The sequence below is a fragment of the Brevundimonas sp. genome (assembly GCF_041648615.1).
In the GTDB taxonomy this organism is placed as follows: Bacteria; Pseudomonadota; Alphaproteobacteria; order Caulobacterales; family Caulobacteraceae; genus Brevundimonas.
Map to the genome: position 1 here is coordinate 1 of NZ_JBAZOS010000029.1, position 17,173 is coordinate 17,173.

The window sequence follows — 17,173 nt, forward strand, 5'->3', positions numbered from 1 at the left end:
CCTCGGCGTCACGCTCGACCCGCGCCGTCGCCGCCGCGCCCCGCGCCGCGTCCGCCGCCGTCCGTGCCGCCGTCAGCTCGGCCCTCAGCCCGTCCAGGGTTTCCGAAGGCGCGTCGCTCCCTTGCGCTTCGGCCAGGGCCGCCCGCGCCGCCTCGACCTCGGCCAGCAGCCGCGCGATCGTCTCGTCCAGCGCCTGGGCCCGCGCCTCCTTGCGCGCCTGTTCGCGGCCCAGGGCCTCGAGGCGGTCGCGGGCCGCCGTGACGGCCTTGTCCAGCGGGAAGGGCGCCGCGCGGGCGGCCTTCACCGCCTCCTCGGCGGCCCGGAAGGCTTCGCTCGCCGCCTTCTGCGCCGCCTGCGCCGCGTCCAGCGCCGGCTTGCCCGCGTCGATCTCGGCTTCCAGCTCGGACAGGCGGGTGCGCTGCGCCAGCCGCACCGCGGCCGGCCGCGGCGCCTCGGCCCGCTGCACGAAGCCGTCCCAGCGCCACAGGTCGCCCTCGCGGGTCACCAGCCGCGCGCCGACGGGCAGGGCCTTGGCCAGCCGTCCGATCTCGCCCGCCGCCGCCACGCCGCAAAGCGCCAGACGGGCCCCAAGCTGCTCCGGCGCCGAGATGTGGTTCGCCAGCGGCGTCACCCCCTCCGGCCAGGCCGGGGAGGGGACCTCGGCCCCCGCCCAATGCGCCGCCGCCCGCGCATCCAGCGCCGCGTCCAGATCGTCGCCCAGGGCCGCCGCCAGCGCGGCCTCATAGCCCTTGTCGGCCCGCACGCGGTCCAGCGCCGGCGGATACTCCCGCCTGCCCTGGACCAGCAGCTGGGCCAGTCCGCGCGCCTCGGTCTGCAGCCGGCCCAGCCGGTCCTCGGCCGCCCGCGCCGCCGTCCGCGCCTCGGCCTCGGCTCGCGCCCGGTCGCCGCGTTCGGTCTCCGCCGCCTCGACAGCCGCCCGCGCCGCCGCCAGTTCGGCCTGCGCCCTCGCCAGCGCCGCCGTCGCCGCCTCGATCTCGGGCGTCTGCAGCGGGCCCAGCCCGGCGCGTTCCGCCTGGGCGGACCCGAGCTGCGCCTCGGCCCGGTCCACCCGCGCTTCGGCGTCGCGCTTGCGGGCGTTTTCGGCGTTGACCCGCGCCTCGACCGAGGCGACCGCCCCCGCCACCCGCTCGACCTCGGCGTCGGCGGCCTTGCGCGCGTCCTCGGCGGCGGAGAGCGCCGCTTCCAGTTCCGGTCCCCGCGCCGGGGCGGCGGCGATCTCGGCCGTCAGGGTCTCCAGCGCCGCGCCCAGCCGGGCCAGTTCACCCTCCGCGTCCCCGGCCATGGCCGTTTCGCGTGCGATGTCGGCGGCGATGCGCGTCGTCTCGGCGGTCAGCCGCTCGACCTCGGCCCGCGCCGCCTGCTCGGCCATATCCAGACGGTCGCGTTCCAGCGAGGCGCGGTGCAGCAGGGCGCCGGCCACGGCGTCCTCCTCACGCGCCGGCTTCAGCGCCTCCTGCGCCGACAGCGCCGTCGTCTGCGCCCGGCTCGAGGCCGTGGTCGCCTCGCCCACCGCCCGCTCGGCCTGGGCCAGCTCCGCCGCCGCCGCCTCGGCCGCGACCCGCGCGTCGTTCCAGCGCACGAACAGCAGGGCCGCCTGCAGGGCCCGGATCTCGGCGGAGATCTTCTTGTACCGCTCCGCCTGCCGCGCCTCGCGCTTCAGCCGCGTCAGCGCCGTCTCCAGTTCGCGGCCGATGTCGTCCAGCCGTTCGAGGTTGGTCTCCGCCCCCTTCAGCCGCAGCTCGGCCTCGTGCCGCCGCGTATGCAGGCCGGCCACCCCCCCGGCCTCCTCGAGGATGCGGCGGCGGTTCTGCGGCTTGGCGGCGATCAATTCGCTGATCTGGCCCTGCCGCACCAGCGCCGGACTGTTGGCTCCCGTCGAGGCGTCGGCGAACAGCAGCTGCACGTCGCGGGCGCGCACCTCCTTGCCGTTGATCCGGTAGGTCGAGCCCTGACCCCGGTCGATGCGGCGCGACACCTCCAGCATCGGGCTGTCGGTGAAGGGCTGGGGGGCCCGGCGCTGGGCGTTGTCGATGGTCAGCTGGACTTCGGCGTGGTTGCGCGGCGGGCGGTCGGCGGCGCCGGCGAAGATGACGTCGTCCATGCCCTGGCCGCGCATGGCCTTGGCCGAGTTGGCGCCCATGACCCAGCGCAGGCCTTCCAGCACATTGGACTTGCCGCAGCCGTTGGGTCCGACCACCCCGGTCAGGCCCGGCTCGATATGCACCTCGGCGGGATCGACGAAGGACTTGAAGCCCACGAGCCGGAGGCGCTGGAACTGCATGGGTCCCTACGCGGTCAACGGCCGGCGGCGGCCGCCCGGATCGCGACCTCCAGCCCGCCCAGCGAACGGTCCGTCACCCGGCGTCCGTTGACGAAGAAGGCCGGGGTGGTTGTGGCGTCGGCGGCGATGGCGCTGTCGATGTCGCGGTTGATGGCGGCGCGGGTCGCCGGGGTCGCGGCGCAGGCGTCGATCTGGGCCCGGGTCCGGCCGCTGACCGCTATGGCCGGGGCGTACCAGGCGTCCACGGTCCCGCCGCGCAGCACCGCGGCCTGTCCGTGCATCAGGCTGGCGGCCACGTCGAAGAAGCGGTCCGGCGCCGCGCATCTCGCCAGGGCGTGCGCCGGCAGGGACATCTGCTCGGGCGGCGTCGGCAGGTTGCGGAACACCAGCCGGACCTGGCCGGTGTCGATGAATCGCGCCTTGAACGTCGGATAGACCAGCTGGTGCCAGTCGGCGCAGACGTGGCAGGCGAACGAGGCGTATTCGATCACCGTCACCGGCGCGTCGGCGCGGCCGATGCTGCGGTCCGCCGTCGTCACCGCCGCGACCGGTTCGGTCGCGATCGCCGGCGCCGAGGCCGAGGCCAGGGGCGCCGTCGCCAGCGCCAGGATCAGCAGGAACCGCGACGGACGCACCGGCGCGATCAGCCCTTCGCCAGCTCGGCGTCGATGGCCTTGGACAGATCCGCCATGGAAGTCCCGCTGTTCGACCCGGGCGTGATCACCTGGACGCCGTTGACGAAGAAGGCCGGCGTTCCGGTGACGCCCGCCTTGACCGCGGCCTCGCTGCGGGCCTCGGCGGCCTTCAGGGCCTCGGGGTCCTTGATGCAGGTCTCGATCTGCTGGTTGCTCAGGCCGGCGCCGTTGCCGACGCGGAACAGGGTGTCGCGCGGATTGACGCCCGCCTGCCACTCGCGCTGGCTGCCCATGATGCCGTGGACGACCTCGAAATATTTGTCCGGACCGGCGCAGCGGGCGATCATGAAGCCGGCGACGGCGACATTGGCCGGCGGCGTCGGCAGTTCGCGCAGGACGTAGCGGACCTTGTTGTTGTCGACATAGGCCGCCTTGAACGCGGGCCAGACCTCCTCCTGCCAGGCGGCGCAGTGACCGCAGGTGACCGAGGCGTATTCGACCACGGTGACCTTGGCGCCTTCCGGCGCGCCCAGGGCCATGTCGCCCTCGGCCGGCGCCCCCGCGCCGCCCCCGCCGCAACCGGCCAGGGCGCCCATGGCGGCGAGCGCGGCGGCGGTCATCGCCGCGCGGCGGCTCATGGCGGCGTATCGGGTGGTGGCGCTCATGGCGTCTTCCTCAACTGGCGGCGGGATCTATTCGAAGTATCGCGCGATTCCCCGCAGTCGCGCGCATCTGACCACCTTCGAGAACAGAAACGGCGAAGTTTTGTCAACGGCCCGCGCGGTCGCGGCCTTTTTCGGGATCGCCCAGAACCGCGCGGCCCAGCCGTTCCAGCGGCCCTTTCAGCACGTCGGGTGCGTCCGCCACCGCGGCCTTGAGCGCGGCCTCGTCCTGGGCCGCCAGCGGCTGGGCGGCGGGCCGGCGCTTCGGCGGGGCGGCGATGTCGGAAGGCGGCTTCACCGGCCCTTGGGCGATGCGCAGCCGGTCGACGCTGCCGGCGCCGAGGAACAGGTTCACCCGGGCGAGGATGTCTTCCGACTGGTGCTGCACCAGCAGGGCCGCCGGGCCGGCGACGCGCAGCTCCAGCGTTCCGCCCGCGCCGCCGCGTCCCTTGGTCAGCTTCTGCGGCCGGGTGACCCGGGCCAGCCGGTCGCCGACGATCTCGCGCCAGCGCGGCTCCAGCGCCTGGGCGCCGCGGCCGAACCTGGCATCCAATTCCTTGATCAGTCCCTGCAACGCCCGGCCGGCCTTGGGCGCGGGGCGGGGCGCCGGACGCGTGCGCCGGCGCGACAGGATTTCGCGGACCTCGGCGTCGGTGGGAAGCGTGCGCGGCATTTCCGGGTTATAGCGCGGTCGATGCCTCCCGTCCCGCTCCACCCGCCCTCTGACCGGCCCGCCCAAGGAGGCGCCCTGCGCGCGGCCCTGCTGGACTGGTACGACGCCCACGGGCGGACGCTGGCGTGGCGCAGCCCGCCGGGCGCGACGGCCCCCGATCCCTATCGGGTCTGGCTGTCCGAGGTCATGCTGCAGCAGACCACCACCCCGCACGCCACGCCCTATTTCGAGGCCTTCACCGCCCGCTGGCCGACCGTGCGCGATCTGGCGGCGGCCGGGGACGGCGACGTCATGGCCGCCTGGGCCGGCCTCGGCTACTACGCCCGCGCCCGCAACCTGCTGGCCTGCGCGCGGGCGGTGGCCGGGGACCATGGCGGCGTCTTTCCCGACACCGAGGCCGCCCTGCTGGCCCTGCCGGGCGTGGGCGCCTACACCGCCGCCGCCGTGGCGGCCATCGCCTTCGACCGCCCGGCCAATGTCGTCGACGGCAATGTCGAGCGCGTCATGGCCCGGCTGTTCGCCGTCGAGACCCCTTTGCCCGCCGCCAAACCGGAACTGCGCCGTCTGGCCGGATCGCTCGTGGCCGACGATCGTCCCGGGGACTGGGCCCAGGCCCTGATGGACCTCGGCGCCACCGTCTGCCGTCCGGGCAGGCCCCTGTGCATGCTGTGCCCGCTCACGGCGTGGTGCGCCGGCTTCAGATCAGGCGCGCCGGAACGCTACCCCCTGAAGACGAAGAAGGCAGAACGCCCCCACCGCACGGGAACCGCCTGGGTCCTGCGCGACGCCGTCGGCCGGGTGGCCCTGGTCCGTCGTCCCGACAAGGGCCTGCTCGGCGGCATGACCGGCCTGCCGACGTCAGACTGGTCCGTGGAGGCCGGTCCGGCGGTTCCCCCGGTCCCCGCCGACTGGCGCGACGCCGGCGCGGTCGAGCACGTCTTCACCCATTTCTCGCTGAGCCTGTCCGTGCGCACCGCGACCGGGCAGGGCGACTTCCTCTGGACCGACCCGGACGAGGCCCTGCGCTCCCTGCCCACCGTCTTCCGCAAGGCGCTGGAGCGCGGACTGGCCTAGCCGACCGTCCGCACCGCCACCGGACCTTCGCGCCGGCGCGGGATGACCACCGTATGGTTCCCCATCTGCTGGAACGACAGGTCCACCACCCCGTCGCCGACCTGCAGATTGGTGACGTTCAGCCGGTCGATGCCGGTCGGGAGGACCGGGTCGTCGATCTCGACCACCCCGGCGACCGCGTCGATGCCGATCCCCAGCGCCGACTGCAGCATCAGGAACACCGATCCCGCCGCCCAGGCCTGGGGCAGGCAGGCGACCGGATAGGCGATCGGCGGCTCGCCCGTCTGGCGCTCGAAGCCGCAGAACAGCTCGGGCAGGCGAAGATGGAAATGGGCCGCCGAGGCGTAGATCTCGCCCAGCAGCAGGGCCACGGCCCGGCGCTCGCCGTAGCGGGCCATGCCCGCCGCCGCCATGGCCGTGTCGTGCGGCCAGACCGAGCCGTTGTGATAGCTCATCGGATTGAACCGCGCCTGGCCCGTCGCCAGCGTCCGCACGCCCCAGCCCGAGCGGAACTCGGCCCCCAGCAGCCGCTTTGTCACCCGCTTCGCCCGTTCAGGCGAGGGCAGGCCCGTGAACAGCAGATGGCCCGCGTTCGACCCGATCGACCGGCACTGCTCCCCGTCGCCGTCCAGGGCGATGGCGTAGAAGCCCTCGTCCTCCATCCAGAACCGGTCCTCGACCAGGGCCCGCACCCGCTCGGCCTGGGCGGACCATTCCGTCTGACGCTCGTCGCCGAGCGTCGCCGCCAGATCGGCCATCGCCGTCCAGGCGGCATAGGCGTAGCCCTGCACCTCCAGCAGGGCGACGGGCCCCTTGGGAAAGCGGCCGTCCGTGTGGAAGATCGAATCCTCCGAGTCCTTCCAGCCCTGGTTGGACAGCCCGGTCTCGGCGGCGCGCTGATAGCGGATCAGGCCGTCGCCGTTGATGTCGCCATAGTCCTTCATCCAGCCCGCCGCGGCGATCAGACTGGGCCACAGTCTGCGGATCAGTTCGAAATCGCCGGTCCTGCGCGCATAGGCGCCGGCCAGGGCCACGAACAGGGGCGTGGTGTCGACCCCGCCGTAGTAGAGGCCGAACGGCACCTCGCCCAGCGCCGACATCTCGCCGCGGCGGGTCTCGTGCATGATCTTGCCGGGCGCCGAGTCCTGGAAGGCCGAGACTTCCGTGGCCTGCCGCATGGCCAGATAGGTCAGCACGCCCTTGGCCAGGGACGGATCCAGCCACAGCATCTGCCAGGCGGTGATGATCCCGTCGCGCCCGAACGGCGTCGAGAACCACGGCACCCCCGCATAGGGGTAGGGGCCGGTCGGCAGGTCGGTGGTCAGAAGGGCCACGTCGGCGCGGCTCTGGTCCAGCCAGTCGTTGAAGCGCGGGCTGCGCGGGCCCCTCAGCGAGGCGCCGCGTCTCCGGCGGGTGCGCATGGCCAGCCGCGCCGCCACCGCATGGATCCGGAACCGCGCCTCGTCTGGCGCCTCGCAGCCCTCCGGGCCGCATTCGATGTACAGGTCGGTGCGCTTGCCCCTGGGCAGGCTGAACATGAATTCGGCGCGCGCGCCGTTCAGCCGCGCGGGGGGCTCGGAAAAGGCCAGGCAACTGGTCCGCCGCACGCCGTCCAGTCCGACATAGCCGAACGTCACCCGCCGCCCGTCGTGCGTCGGCATCTCCGTCGTCCCGCACTTGTCCCGCCGCGTGCCCCGCACCTGGAAGATGTCGGCGAAGTCGGCGGCGAAATCGACCGCCAGCGGCAGCAGCATGTCTTCAATGCCGTGGTTGAAGATCCGCACCCGCTCGAACATCCGGCGGTCCCGGACGAAGCGCCGCCGCTCTATGTGCAGCACCCCCGCCGGCGCCGAGCGGCCGCCCATGGGCGGCAGGGGCCGGTTGGTCGAATGGCAGGTGAAATAGACATTGTCCTGGCTGACGCCCGAGCTCAGCCGCGACGGCCGCGCCGATCCGACCGTCAGGATCAGGCGGGACAGGATCCGGGTGTCATGGTCGAACAGGCCGTCGGCCCCGCCCCTCATGTCGCCCCAGCCGTCCGCGACGGCGAAGGTGTCCGCGTCCTTCAACGCCATCAGCTGTTCAAGGCCGTCGGTGTCCGAGGTCTCGGCGGCGGTGGTCTGAACGGAGTAGGCGTCGTCCATGAAGGCTCCGGCGGGGTGAGTCAGGAAGGCCTGAGGGTTCACCCCGAATGGGGAGGCTTGATGGCGCTTCGGTACGGTAATGGACGAAGCCGCCGACGGTTCAGCTGTTGGCCGCGAAGCTCCGGCTTTCCAGCCCGCGCAACGGCGTCACCACATCCGCCAGCGGCGTCTCGGCGAAAGGCCGTTTGGCCAGCAGATCGCCATAGACGTCCAGATACCGCCGCGCCATGGCCGTGGCCGAGAAGCGCAGGTCGAACCGCGCGCGGATCGCCTCGCGGTCCAGCAGATGCGCCCGCCCGGCCGCCGCCACCGCCTGTTCCAGCGTATCGACCAGGAACCCCGTCTCGCCGTCCTCGATGACCTCCGGCGTCGAGCCGCACCGGAAGGCCACCACCGGCGTGCCGCAGGCCATGGCCTCGATCATCACCAGGCCGAACGGCTCGGGCCAGTCGATGGGGAACAGCAGGGCCTCGGCCCCGCCCAGGAACTCCGACTTCTGATGGTCGCCGATCTCGCCGATGAATTCGACCAGGGGATTGGCCTCGATCATCGGCCGGATGACCGTCTCCCAATAGACCGTGTCGGCCGCGTCGACCTTGGCCGCGATCTTCAGCGGCTTGTTCAGCGCCGTGGCGATCTGGATGGCCCGGTCCGGCCGCTTCTCGGGAGAGATGCGCCCCAGGAAGGCCAGATAGCCGTCGGCCTTCGGCGAGAAGCGATAGGTCTCGCCCGGCATGCCGTGATGCACGGTGGCCTTCCAGTTCGCCAGGGGCAGGGGCCGCCGCTGGTCGTCCGAGATGGAGACCAGGCCGAATTCGGGCCAGCGCTCGTAGACGCCCGGCAGATCCTTCAGGTCCAGACGTCCGTGCAGGGTCGTGATGGTCTTGTCGGCGCGGCGCGCAAAGAAGGGGAAGTGGATCATGTCCGTGTGGAAATGGATCACGTCGAACTCGTCGGCGCGCTTCATCACCTCGGCCAGCAGCGTCATGTGGGCGGCCAGATCCGACTTCAGGGGGGCCGGGTCCAGCCGGATCGCCTGATCGCGCACGGGAACCAGCCGCGCCCGCGTCTCGGCGTCGGCCGAGGCGAACAGGGTGACGTCATGGCCCAGATCGACAAGGGCGTCGGTCAGATGGGCGACGACTCGCTCGGTTCCGCCGTACAGTTTCGGCGGCACGGCTTCATACAGCGGCGTGACTTGCGCGATCTTCATGGCCGTAGCTCCCGACACCCCGGGGAGGGGGCGCCGGAATCAGCAACTATCTCGCAGGTGCGAGGTTCCCGAAACGCTGATTTTTCCTGTGCGAAGTGCGGAGGTTACCGTTGTTACAGTGTCCGCCGCCGCTCACTGCATCCCGGCGCGGACCTCGGCGCGCAGGGTGTCGATCGACCTAAGTCCCTGATCTGTCTTGAATCGCCAGTAGGTCCAGCCGTTGCAGGCGGGCGCGTTCTCGAACAGGGCGCCCATCTTGTGAATCGATCCGCTGAGTTCGCCGGCGACCAGCGACCCGTCCGCCCGCACCCGCGCCTCGCGATCGCCCTTGGGACAATACAGCTTGTCGCCGGGCGACAGCAGACCGGCCTCGACCAGGGCTCCGAACGGCACCTTCACCTCGGCCCGCTTCGAGCCCATGACCATCAGGTCTTCGGGCGAGGCGGCGATGACCGCCTTGATCCGTTTCTCGGCGACCTTGGCGTAGGTCTCGTCGCGCTCGATGCCGATCCAGCGGCGGCCCAGCCGCTTGGCCGCCGCGCCGGTGGTGCCGGTGCCGAAGAAGGGATCCAGCACCACGTCGCCAGGCCGCGTCGCCGCCAGCAGCACCCGGTGCAGCAGGCCCTCGGGCTTCTGGGTCGGGTGGGCCTTCCGGCCCTCGGCGTCCTTGATCCGCTCCTCGCCGGTGCACAGGGCCAGGGTCCAGTCGGACCGCATCTGGACGTCCTCGTTGAAGGCCTTCAGGGCGTCGTAGTTGAAGGTGTAGCGCTTCTGCTCACGCGACTTCGCCGCCCAGATCAGGGTCTCATGGGCGTTGGTGAAGCGCGTGCCCTTGAAATTCGGCATCGGATTGGTCTTGCGCCAGATGATGTCGTTCAGCACCCAGAAGCCGAGGTCCTGGATCGCCGTGCCCAGGCGGAAGACGTTGTGATAGCTGCCGATCACCCAGATCGAGCCCTCGGGCTTCAGCACCCGGCGGCACTCGGCCATCCATTCGCGGGTGAAGGCGTCATAGGCGGCGAAGCTGTCGAACTTGTCCCAGTCGTCGTCGACGGCGTCGACCAGGCTGTTGTCCGGCCGCAGCAGATCGCCGCCCAGCTGCAGATTATAGGGCGGGTCCGCGAAGACCATGTCGACGCAGGCGTCGGGCAGGGACCGCAACACCGCGATGCAGTCGCCCCTCATGACGACGTCGGTCTTCAGATCGGACATGGAAACGCGGCCCCGTACAGCTTGAAGGCTGATTGGTGAATCATCGCGGTTAAGGACGGGTTGAGATGCTGTGTGAACTATGGTTGACAGGGCCAAATCTGTGAACCATAGTGGGCGCCATGGTCGAGGTGATCCGCAGTCGCGTGTTCGCCGGGTGGCTGGACGGCCTCGGGGACCGGCGGGCCGCCGCCCGCATCATTGTCCGGATCGAGCGCCTCGGCTTCGGTCAACTCGGCGACCACAAATCGGTCGGCGGCGGGGTGACGGAACTGCGGATCGACTACGGGCCGGGTTATCGCGTCTATCTGCTCCGGCGCGGCGGTCGGCTGATCGTCCTGCTCTGCGGCGGCGACAAGTCATCCCAGGCCAGGGACATCGCCGCGGCCCATGCCATGGCCGCGGCCTTCAAGGAGACACCGGATGACTGACTACGCCCCCTTCGACGCCGCCGAGCATCTGAAGACCGATCAGGACATCGCCGCCTATCTGGAGGCGGTTCTGGCGGAGGTCGAGGCCACCGACGACGTGAGCTATTTCGCCCATGCCCTCGGCGTGGTCGCCCGCACCCGCAACATGAGCCAGCTCGCCCGGGACGCCCGGATGTCGCGGGAAGGGCTCTACAAGGCGTTGTCGAGCGACGGGAACCCGTCCTTCGCCTCGATCCTCAAGATCACGCGCTCGCTGGGCCTGCGTCTGGCGTTTGAACCGGCCTGACGCTGAGCGTCGGTTATCGGGAAGCAGGCCGAGGACCGCTGTCGACCCGTTTCAGACATCCGGTTCGGGCTGCGTCGGGCCGTAGATGTCGAGATCGACTACGAGGCCACGCTCACCGATCCTGACCAAGGTCTCGGGTTGAAGGGTCAGGCCGTCGTTCTGGGAGGCAAGGAACAGCCCGCAGAAGACCCGTCCACGATAGCGACCAGCCAACGACCTCCACGCACCCAGATCGTCGTTGAGGCGCGAAAGTAGATCGTTGATCTGCCAATCGAGTTCTGCGGGCTCTCTGGGTTCCGCCACCAAACGCCACGATCCAGTCTTGGCGGTTCTCTCGGTGCCATATTCGTTAACCCAAGCTTCGCCCTTAGCGACGCCCACAGTTGGCTCGCCGAGGGCCAGCGTGATCTCTGACGGGTCAAGATCGTCGCCATAAAACCCGATGCTTGCCTGTGACGATTCCAGTCTTCCCATGGCGAGAGCGTATCAGACAGGCGTCCGCTCACCACCCCGAACCGACCTCTGTGATGTCTGCTCCCGGCAGTCTGGTTTGAGGTCCACGATCAGGCCTGAGGCCAATGACCCCCTCCCGAACGGGCCGGGCGGGACTCCCGCCCCGCCCGATCGGCCCTTCTCGCCCCCGATTTCGGAGACTCTCGCCCCCTCAACCACGCCGCCAAACCCCGTCCGTCCGATTTTGACGCCCCTGTATGCTTGTATGACCTCATGAAGGATGCACACCGCCACAGCAGGGCGAGCCGACCCATCGGCGCCCACAATCCGACGACGTCGCCGAGCCGACCGACCTCCCGAATGTCTCGAGAGTCTCCATTTTCGCATTTTTCCGGGCCGGCCCGGTTTTCGGCCCTTCCGAACTCCGGAACCGTCACAGCGGCTCACGTTTTGTTACACCCTCAGCCTCGCCTTGCCGCGCCTCGCGCGGTAAGCGGGGCCCTGCACCGCGAGGGATGCGAGTCCCCCGCGACCGATCAAGGCTCAGGGGCTTGTCTATGACTCAGTGGGTGTACGGCTTCGGCGGCGGATCCGCCGACGGCGACGCGTCGATGAAGAACCTCCTCGGCGGCAAGGGCGCGAACCTTGCCGAGATGTCCTCGCTCGGCCTGCCGGTGCCGCCCGGCTTCACCATCACCACCGAGGCCTGCGTCCACTACTATTCCAACGCCCAGACCTACCCCGACGCCCTCGCGGCCCAGGTCGCCGCCGGCCTGAAAAAGGTCGAGGCCGTCGTCGGCAAGACCTTCGGCGACGCGAAGAACCCCCTGCTGGTCTCGGTGCGCTCGGGGGCCCGCGCCTCCATGCCCGGCATGATGGACACCGTCCTCAACCTCGGTCTCAACGACCAGACGGTCGAGGGCCTCGCCGCCCTGTCCGGCGACCGCCGCTTCGCCTTCGACAGCTATCGCCGCTTCATCACCATGTACTCCAGCGTCGTCCTCGGCCTGTCCCACGACGACTTTGAGGAGGTGCTGGACGACCACAAGGACCGTCTGGGCGTCACCATCGACACCGACCTGTCCGCCGCCGACTGGGAAAAGGTCGTCGCCGACTACAAGGCGGTGGTCGAGGACCGTCTGGGCCAGCCCTTCCCGCAGGACCCCCATGACCAGCTGTGGGGCGCCGTCTCGGCCGTCTTCGCCAGCTGGATGAACGACCGCGCCAAATTCTATCGCCGTATGCACGACATCCCCGAAAGCTGGGGCACGGCGGTCAATGTCCAGTCGATGGTGTTCGGCAATATGGGCGACACCTCGGCCACCGGCGTGGCCTTCACCCGCAACCCCTCGACGGGCGAGGCCAGACTCTATGGCGAGTTCCTGATCAACGCCCAGGGCGAGGACGTCGTCGCCGGCATCCGCACGCCCCAGTCCCTGACCCGGGCCGGCCGCGAGGAGATGGGCGAGACCGCCCCCTCCATGGAAGAGGCCATGCCGGTCGTCTTCGCCGAATTCGTCGATGTCGTCGGCCGGCTGGAAAGCCACTATCGCGACATGCAGGACATCGAATTCACGGTCGAACAGGGCCGGCTGTGGATGCTGCAGACCCGCAACGGCAAGCGCACCGCCAAGTCGGCGCTGAAGATCGCTGTCGATCTGGCGGCCGAGGGGGTGATCTCCGAGGAGGAGGCCGTCTCCCGCGTCGAGCCCTCGGCCCTCGACCAGCTGCTGCACCCCACGCTCGACCCCAACGCGACGCGCACCGTGGTCGCGGCGGGTCTGCCCGCCTCGCCGGGCGCCGCCACCGGCAAGATCGTCTTCGACGCCGACGAGGCCGAGCGCCTCAACCAGCTGGGCGACGCCGTCATCCTGGTGCGCGAGGAGACCAGCCCCGAGGACATCCACGGCATGCACGCGGCGCGCGGCATCCTGACGGCCCGGGGCGGCATGACCAGCCACGCCGCCGTCGTCGCCCGCGGCATGGGCCGTCCCTGCGTCTGCGGCATCAATGAGCTGTCGATCGACGACAAGGCCGGGACCTTCACCGCCCGCGGCCGCACCTTCAAGGCCGGCGAGATCATCACCATCGACGGTTCGAGGGGCGAGGTGCTGGACGGCGCCGTGGCCATGATCGAGCCCGAACTGACCGGCGACTTCCAGACCCTGATGGCCTGGGCCGACAAGGTCCGCCGCCTGCGCGTCCGCGCCAACGCCGAGACGCCGCTCGACGCGAAGACCGCGCGCGGCTTCGGCGCCGAGGGCATTGGCCTGTGCCGGACCGAGCACATGTTCTTCGACGACGCCCGCATCGCCGCCGTGCGCGAGATGATCCTGGCCGACGACGAAGCCGGCCGCCGCCTGGCCCTGGCGAAGATCGCGCCGTTCCAGAAGGCCGATTTCGTCGAGCTGTTCACCATCATGGCCGGCCTGCCCGTGACGGTGCGCCTGCTGGACCCGCCGCTGCATGAGTTCATCCCCCACACCGACGCCGAGATCGACGCCCTGGCGGTCACCCAGGGCCTCGACGCCGCCAAGCTGAAGCGGCGGGCGAAGGAGTTGCACGAGACCAACCCCATGCTCGGCCACCGCGGCTGCCGGCTCGGCGTCGCCTATCCCGAGATCTACGAGATGCAGGTCCGCGCCATCCTCGAGGCGGCGCTGGAAGTGAAGCAAACAGGCGCGCAAGCTGCCCCCATCCCCGAGATCATGCACCCGCTGGTCGCCCTCGGTCTGGAGATGAAATACCTGCGCGAACTGACCGACCGCACCGCCGAGGCCGTCTTCGCCGAGGCCGACGACCGCGTCGACTATCTGGTCGGGACCATGATCGAACTGCCCCGCGCCGCCCTGCGCGCCGCCGACCTGGCCGAATACGCCGAGTTCTTCTCCTTCGGCACCAACGACCTGACGCAGACCACCTTCGGCATCAGCCGCGACGACTCCGGCCGCTTCCTGCAGGCCTATATGGACAAGGGCATCTTCGAGACCGACCCCTTCGTCCGCCTCGACCAGGACGGCGTCGGCGACCTGATCCGCATCGCCGCCGAGCGCGGCGGCGCTGCGCGGCCGGGAATCAAGATGGGCATCTGCGGCGAGCACGGCGGCGATCCGTCCTCCATCGCCTTCTGCGAGGACGTCGGCCTCGACTACGTCAGCTGCTCGCCCTACCGCGTGCCGATCGCCCGCCTCGCCGCCGCCCAGGCCGCGCTGCACGCCCGGGCCGGAACCGAACGCGAAAAGGACCGCTGAGGGAAGCCGAGCCGTATCTGCCACAAAACTGTCTTGTTTGAGGTAACGCGGTCTGTGCCTCGCGCCACACAGTCATTGTTATGTATTCGGGCGCCACTGGAACGCCGCTTTCGACCGCCCATTTCTGTCCTCGCTGGATGGGGCTGGCAGCCGACGGTTGCCACATCTAGAGGATACAAGAAACAATGCGTAACATTCTTCTCGCCACCGCCGCTCTTACTATGCTGGCCGCGCCCGCCATGGCTCAGAGCATCTCCAACCCGCAAGTCAACGGCTCGATCGGCTACACCCAACTGGACGGCGACGACGCCGACCTGGGCGCCGTCACCGGCCGCCTGACCGCGAAGTTCAACCGCTACGTCGGCGTCGAGGGCGAAGCTTCGTTCGGCGTCAAGGACGACGAGATCACCGTCGGCGGCATCACGGGCGACCTGTCCCATGAATACGACGCCGCAGCCTATGTCGTCGGCGTCCTGCCGGTCACCCCGAACTTCGAACTGTTCGGCCGCGTCGGCTACGGCACGACCCAGATCAAGGCTGACGTCGCCGGCTTCTCGGCCACCGAAGACGGCGAAAGCGTCAACTACGGCGCCGGCGCCAACTACTTCTTCGACGGCCGCAACGGCGTCCGCGCCGACTGGACCCGCCGCGACTTCACCGACGACAACGGCGGTGAACTCGACACCTACGGCCTGAGCTACGTCCGCCGCTTCTAGGAGCTGACAGCTTCTGAAACGACGAAGGCGCGCCTCCTTGCGGAGGCGCGCCTTTCGCCATTTGAGCTCTGTGGCTCAGGCGACGCCGGGTTGCAGCGCCCAGCGCATCGAGCCTTCGCCGAACGGCTTGAAGAACAGGTCGCGGTATTTCTCGAACACCTCGACGATCTTGTTGGCGAGGTCCTGGGCCACGGTCTCGCCGCGCTGGCGTTTCATCGCGGCGACGCACTGGACCACGTCGCGCTGGTGGGCCGAGCCGCCCATGCGCTTGAGCACCGCGGCGATGTCCTGCGCCAGCGGATCGACCTGCGCCGCCCATGGATTGGTGTTCTGAGTCATGCGGGACGCCCCCTTGTTCTCGACACAAGCGAAGCGGTCGCAAAATCTCGCCGACGATGCAAGCGTGACCGCGAATTCGTGATCGAGGAGAGATCGGGAGCCGTCGAGGCCGAACCGCGTTCCAGACCCATGCCCCTGCATCGACTCGCCCCGTTCGCCGTCCTCATCCTGGCCGCCTGCGGCCCGTCAGAGACCAATCCGCCGACGGAGCCGGCCGCGGCCATCAATACGGCCGAGGCCGAGGCTCCGCTCCCCACTCCGCCGCCGGGCGTGGGCTCGATCATGCCGGGATCCGGACCCCGGACCTTCGTCGGCCGCTGGGCCGCCAACACCGCCTGGTGCGCCAATCCCCGCGGGGCCGAGCGGCCGATCGAAATCAGCACCACCCGGTTCGAGGGCTATGAAAACAGCTGCGGCATCGGGTCGATCCGCCAGGTGTCGGACGGCTACGAGGCGGCTCTGACCTGCATGGCCGAGGGCCGGACGTCGGACGAACGCGTCCGCCTCGCGGTTCAGGGCGACTCCATGCGCCTGACCTGGTTGAACCGGAACGGCGCCGCGGTCACCCTCGCGCGGTGTCCGCCGCCGAAATCCGATACGCTCCCGGCCGCCGGAACCCCGCCGCCTAGTTGAACAGGAAGTTCATCACGTCGCCGTCCTTGACGACGTAGGACTTGCCCTCGGCGCGCAGCTTGCCCGCTTCCCGCGCCTTGGCCTCGCCCTTCAGGGCCACGAAGTCGTCGAAGGCGATGGTCTCGGCGCGGATGAAACCCTTCTCGAAATCGGTGTGGATGACGCCGGCCGCCTGCGGGGCGGTGGCGCCGATCGGAATGGTCCAGGCGCGCGCCTCCTTGGGCCCCACGGTGAAGTAGGACTGCAGGCCCAGCAGGGCGTAGGCCTCGCGGATCAGCCGGTTCAGGCCCGGCTCGGCCAGGCCCAGGCTTTCGAGGAATTCGGCCTGTTCCTCCGGATCCAGAACGGCCAGCTCGGAATCGATCTTGGCCGAGATGACGACCGCGTTGGCGTTGTCGGCGGCGGCGCGCTTCGCCACCAGATCCGACAGCTCATTGCCCTTGTCGGCCGAGGCCTCGTCAACGTTGGCGACATAGAGGGCGGGCAGGGAGGTCAGCAGCTGCAGCATATGCCAGGCCTTCTCGTCCTCCTTGTCGACCTTGACCACGCGGGCGGGCTTGCCGGCGCGCAGCGGGGTCAGGGCGAGGTTGATCAGACGCAGGGTGGTCTGGGCGTCCTTGTCGCCGCCCTTGGCCTTCTTCTCGACGTTGACGACCCGCTTCTCGAGGCTTTCCAGGTCGGCCAGCATCAGCTCGGTCTCGATGATGTCGAGGTCCGAGATCGGGTCGATGCGGTTTTCGACGTGGGTGATGTCGTCGTCGACGAAGCAGCGGGCCACGAAGGCCACGGCGTCGCAGTCGCGGATATTGGCCAGGAACTGGTTGCCCAGGCCCTCGCCCTTGGACGCGCCGCGGACCAGGCCGGCGATGTCGACGAAGGTGATCCGCGACGGGATGATTTCCTTCGAGCCCGCGATCCCGGCCAGGGCTTCGAGGCGCGGCTCCGGCACCGCCACGTCGCCGGTGTTCGGCTCGATGGTGCAGAACGGATAGTTGGCGGCCTGCGCCGCCGCCGTCTTGGTCAGGGCGTTGAACAGGGTGGACTTGCCGACGTTGGGCAGGCCGACGATCGCGACTTTAAGAGCCATGGGCTTGGGCGGTTCCTGAAGCCTCTTCAGCGGGGGGACGCACAGTCCCGTCCGCAAGAGGCGGC

General features: G+C 70.0%; 16 protein-coding genes. 6 read left to right on the plus strand and 10 right to left on the minus strand.

Annotated features, from left to right (window positions below):
- The 4 genes from WC555_RS11205 to WC555_RS11220 all read right to left on the minus strand — a co-directional run.
- Window positions 1-2,302 (minus strand): AAA family ATPase (locus WC555_RS11205; RefSeq protein ID WP_373253609.1); only part of this gene is annotated, 2,302 nt, incomplete at its 3' end.
- A 14-nt stretch (window positions 2,303-2,316) separates the two neighbouring features.
- Window positions 2,317-2,937: a thioredoxin domain-containing protein gene (locus WC555_RS11210; protein ID WP_373253610.1), complete on the minus strand. Its 621-nt coding sequence runs from the start codon at window positions 2,935-2,937 to the stop codon at window positions 2,317-2,319.
- Between the two features lie 8 nt (window positions 2,938-2,945).
- Window positions 2,946-3,602, minus strand: a complete 657-nt coding sequence (locus WC555_RS11215; RefSeq protein WP_373253612.1) for a DsbA family protein — start codon at window positions 3,600-3,602, stop codon at window positions 2,946-2,948.
- Window positions 3,603-3,705: 103 nt separating this feature from the next.
- Window positions 3,706-4,272, minus strand: coding sequence for a DUF721 domain-containing protein (locus WC555_RS11220; RefSeq protein WP_373253613.1), 567 nt, complete (start codon window positions 4,270-4,272; stop codon window positions 3,706-3,708).
- Window positions 4,273-4,293: 21 nt separating this feature from the next.
- Here WC555_RS11220 and mutY point away from each other — a divergent pair, with 21 nt between their 5' ends.
- Complete coding sequence (gene mutY / locus WC555_RS11225; protein WP_373253614.1) at window positions 4,294-5,346, plus strand: A/G-specific adenine glycosylase; 1,053 nt, start codon at window positions 4,294-4,296, stop codon at window positions 5,344-5,346.
- On the opposite strand, the gene WC555_RS11230 is transcribed toward mutY, so the two are convergent.
- The 3 genes from WC555_RS11230 to WC555_RS11240 all read right to left on the minus strand — a co-directional run bounded on the left by WC555_RS11230 (window position 5,343) and on the right by WC555_RS11240 (window position 9,915).
- Window positions 5,343-7,490, minus strand: coding sequence for a glycogen debranching N-terminal domain-containing protein (locus WC555_RS11230; protein WP_373253615.1), 2,148 nt, complete (start codon window positions 7,488-7,490; stop codon window positions 5,343-5,345). The genes mutY and WC555_RS11230 overlap by 4 nt on opposite strands.
- A 100-nt stretch (window positions 7,491-7,590) precedes the next feature.
- Window positions 7,591-8,703: a glycosyltransferase family 4 protein gene (locus WC555_RS11235; RefSeq protein ID WP_373253616.1), complete on the minus strand. Its 1,113-nt coding sequence runs from the start codon at window positions 8,701-8,703 to the stop codon at window positions 7,591-7,593.
- A 132-nt stretch (window positions 8,704-8,835) separates the two neighbouring features.
- Window positions 8,836-9,915 (minus strand): site-specific DNA-methyltransferase, encoded by a 1,080-nt coding sequence (locus WC555_RS11240; RefSeq protein ID WP_373253617.1) that lies wholly within the window; start codon window positions 9,913-9,915, stop codon window positions 8,836-8,838.
- Between the two features lie 119 nt (window positions 9,916-10,034).
- Between WC555_RS11240 and WC555_RS11245 the strand changes: the two genes are divergently transcribed.
- Both WC555_RS11245 and WC555_RS11250 read left to right on the plus strand, forming a co-directional pair.
- Complete coding sequence (locus WC555_RS11245; RefSeq protein WP_373253619.1) at window positions 10,035-10,343, plus strand: type II toxin-antitoxin system RelE/ParE family toxin; 309 nt, start codon at window positions 10,035-10,037, stop codon at window positions 10,341-10,343.
- Window positions 10,336-10,629 (plus strand): addiction module antidote protein, encoded by a 294-nt coding sequence (locus tag WC555_RS11250; RefSeq protein ID WP_373253621.1) that lies wholly within the window; start codon window positions 10,336-10,338, stop codon window positions 10,627-10,629. Before WC555_RS11245 ends, WC555_RS11250 begins: the two co-directional genes overlap by 8 nt.
- A gap of 51 nt (window positions 10,630-10,680) precedes the next feature.
- On the opposite strand, the gene WC555_RS11255 is transcribed toward WC555_RS11250, so the two are convergent.
- Window positions 10,681-11,103 carry a DUF4279 domain-containing protein gene (locus WC555_RS11255; RefSeq protein WP_373253622.1) on the minus strand — a complete coding sequence of 141 codons (423 nt, stop codon included), beginning with the start codon at window positions 11,101-11,103 and terminating at the stop codon, window positions 10,681-10,683.
- A 494-nt stretch (window positions 11,104-11,597) separates the two neighbouring features.
- Between WC555_RS11255 and ppdK the strand changes: the two genes are divergently transcribed.
- Window positions 11,598-14,333, plus strand: a complete 2,736-nt coding sequence (ppdK, locus tag WC555_RS11260; protein ID WP_373253623.1) for a pyruvate, phosphate dikinase — start codon at window positions 11,598-11,600, stop codon at window positions 14,331-14,333.
- 185 nt (window positions 14,334-14,518) lie between these two features.
- Window positions 14,519-15,049: a porin family protein gene (locus WC555_RS11265; protein WP_373253624.1), complete on the plus strand. Its 531-nt coding sequence runs from the start codon at window positions 14,519-14,521 to the stop codon at window positions 15,047-15,049.
- A 75-nt stretch (window positions 15,050-15,124) separates the two neighbouring features.
- On the opposite strand, the gene WC555_RS11270 is transcribed toward WC555_RS11265, so the two are convergent.
- The gene (locus tag WC555_RS11270; protein ID WP_373253626.1) at window positions 15,125-15,388 is read right to left on the minus strand and encodes a hypothetical protein; all 264 of its coding nucleotides are present in this window, start codon (window positions 15,386-15,388) and stop codon (window positions 15,125-15,127) included.
- 129 nt (window positions 15,389-15,517) lie between these two features.
- Between WC555_RS11270 and WC555_RS11275 the strand changes: the two genes are divergently transcribed.
- Entirely contained in the window at window positions 15,518-16,021 is a 504-nt protein-coding gene (locus WC555_RS11275) for a hypothetical protein (RefSeq protein WP_373253628.1), read from the plus strand.
- Here the strand turns inward: WC555_RS11275 and ychF are convergent.
- Complete coding sequence (ychF, locus tag WC555_RS11280) at window positions 16,014-17,108, minus strand: redox-regulated ATPase YchF (protein ID WP_373253629.1); 1,095 nt, start codon at window positions 17,106-17,108, stop codon at window positions 16,014-16,016. The two genes, WC555_RS11275 and ychF, sit on opposite strands and share 8 nt — an antisense overlap.
- Window positions 17,109-17,173: the final 65 nt, after the last annotated feature.

What these genes read in the sequence shown, in the direction of transcription:
- ppdK (WP_373253623.1), top strand. Translation starts at nt 11,598, where the DNA reads ATGCGAGTCCCCCGCGACCGATCAAGGCTCAGGGGCTTGTCTATGACT.
- WC555_RS11250 (WP_373253621.1), top strand. Translation starts at nt 10,336, where the DNA reads ATGACTGACTACGCCCCCTTCGACGCCGCCGAGCATCTGAAGACCGAT.
- WC555_RS11215 (WP_373253612.1), bottom strand. Translation starts at nt 3,602, where the DNA reads ATGAGCGCCACCACCCGATACGCCGCCATGAGCCGCCGCGCGGCGATG.
- WC555_RS11230 (WP_373253615.1), bottom strand. Translation starts at nt 7,490, where the DNA reads ATGGACGACGCCTACTCCGTTCAGACCACCGCCGCCGAGACCTCGGAC.
- WC555_RS11220 (WP_373253613.1), bottom strand. Translation starts at nt 4,272, where the DNA reads ATGCCGCGCACGCTTCCCACCGACGCCGAGGTCCGCGAAATCCTGTCG.
- WC555_RS11265 (WP_373253624.1), top strand. Translation starts at nt 14,519, where the DNA reads ATGCGTAACATTCTTCTCGCCACCGCCGCTCTTACTATGCTGGCCGCG.
- WC555_RS11235 (WP_373253616.1), bottom strand. Translation starts at nt 8,703, where the DNA reads ATGAAGATCGCGCAAGTCACGCCGCTGTATGAAGCCGTGCCGCCGAAA.
- WC555_RS11270 (WP_373253626.1), bottom strand. Translation starts at nt 15,388, where the DNA reads ATGACTCAGAACACCAATCCATGGGCGGCGCAGGTCGATCCGCTGGCG.
- WC555_RS11275 (WP_373253628.1), top strand. Translation starts at nt 15,518, where the DNA reads ATGCCCCTGCATCGACTCGCCCCGTTCGCCGTCCTCATCCTGGCCGCC.
- ychF (WP_373253629.1), bottom strand. Translation starts at nt 17,108, where the DNA reads ATGGCTCTTAAAGTCGCGATCGTCGGCCTGCCCAACGTCGGCAAGTCC.
- mutY (WP_373253614.1), top strand. Translation starts at nt 4,294, where the DNA reads ATGCCTCCCGTCCCGCTCCACCCGCCCTCTGACCGGCCCGCCCAAGGA.
- WC555_RS11245 (WP_373253619.1), top strand. Translation starts at nt 10,035, where the DNA reads ATGGTCGAGGTGATCCGCAGTCGCGTGTTCGCCGGGTGGCTGGACGGC.
- WC555_RS11240 (WP_373253617.1), bottom strand. Translation starts at nt 9,915, where the DNA reads ATGTCCGATCTGAAGACCGACGTCGTCATGAGGGGCGACTGCATCGCG.
- WC555_RS11255 (WP_373253622.1), bottom strand. Translation starts at nt 11,103, where the DNA reads ATGGGAAGACTGGAATCGTCACAGGCAAGCATCGGGTTTTATGGCGAC.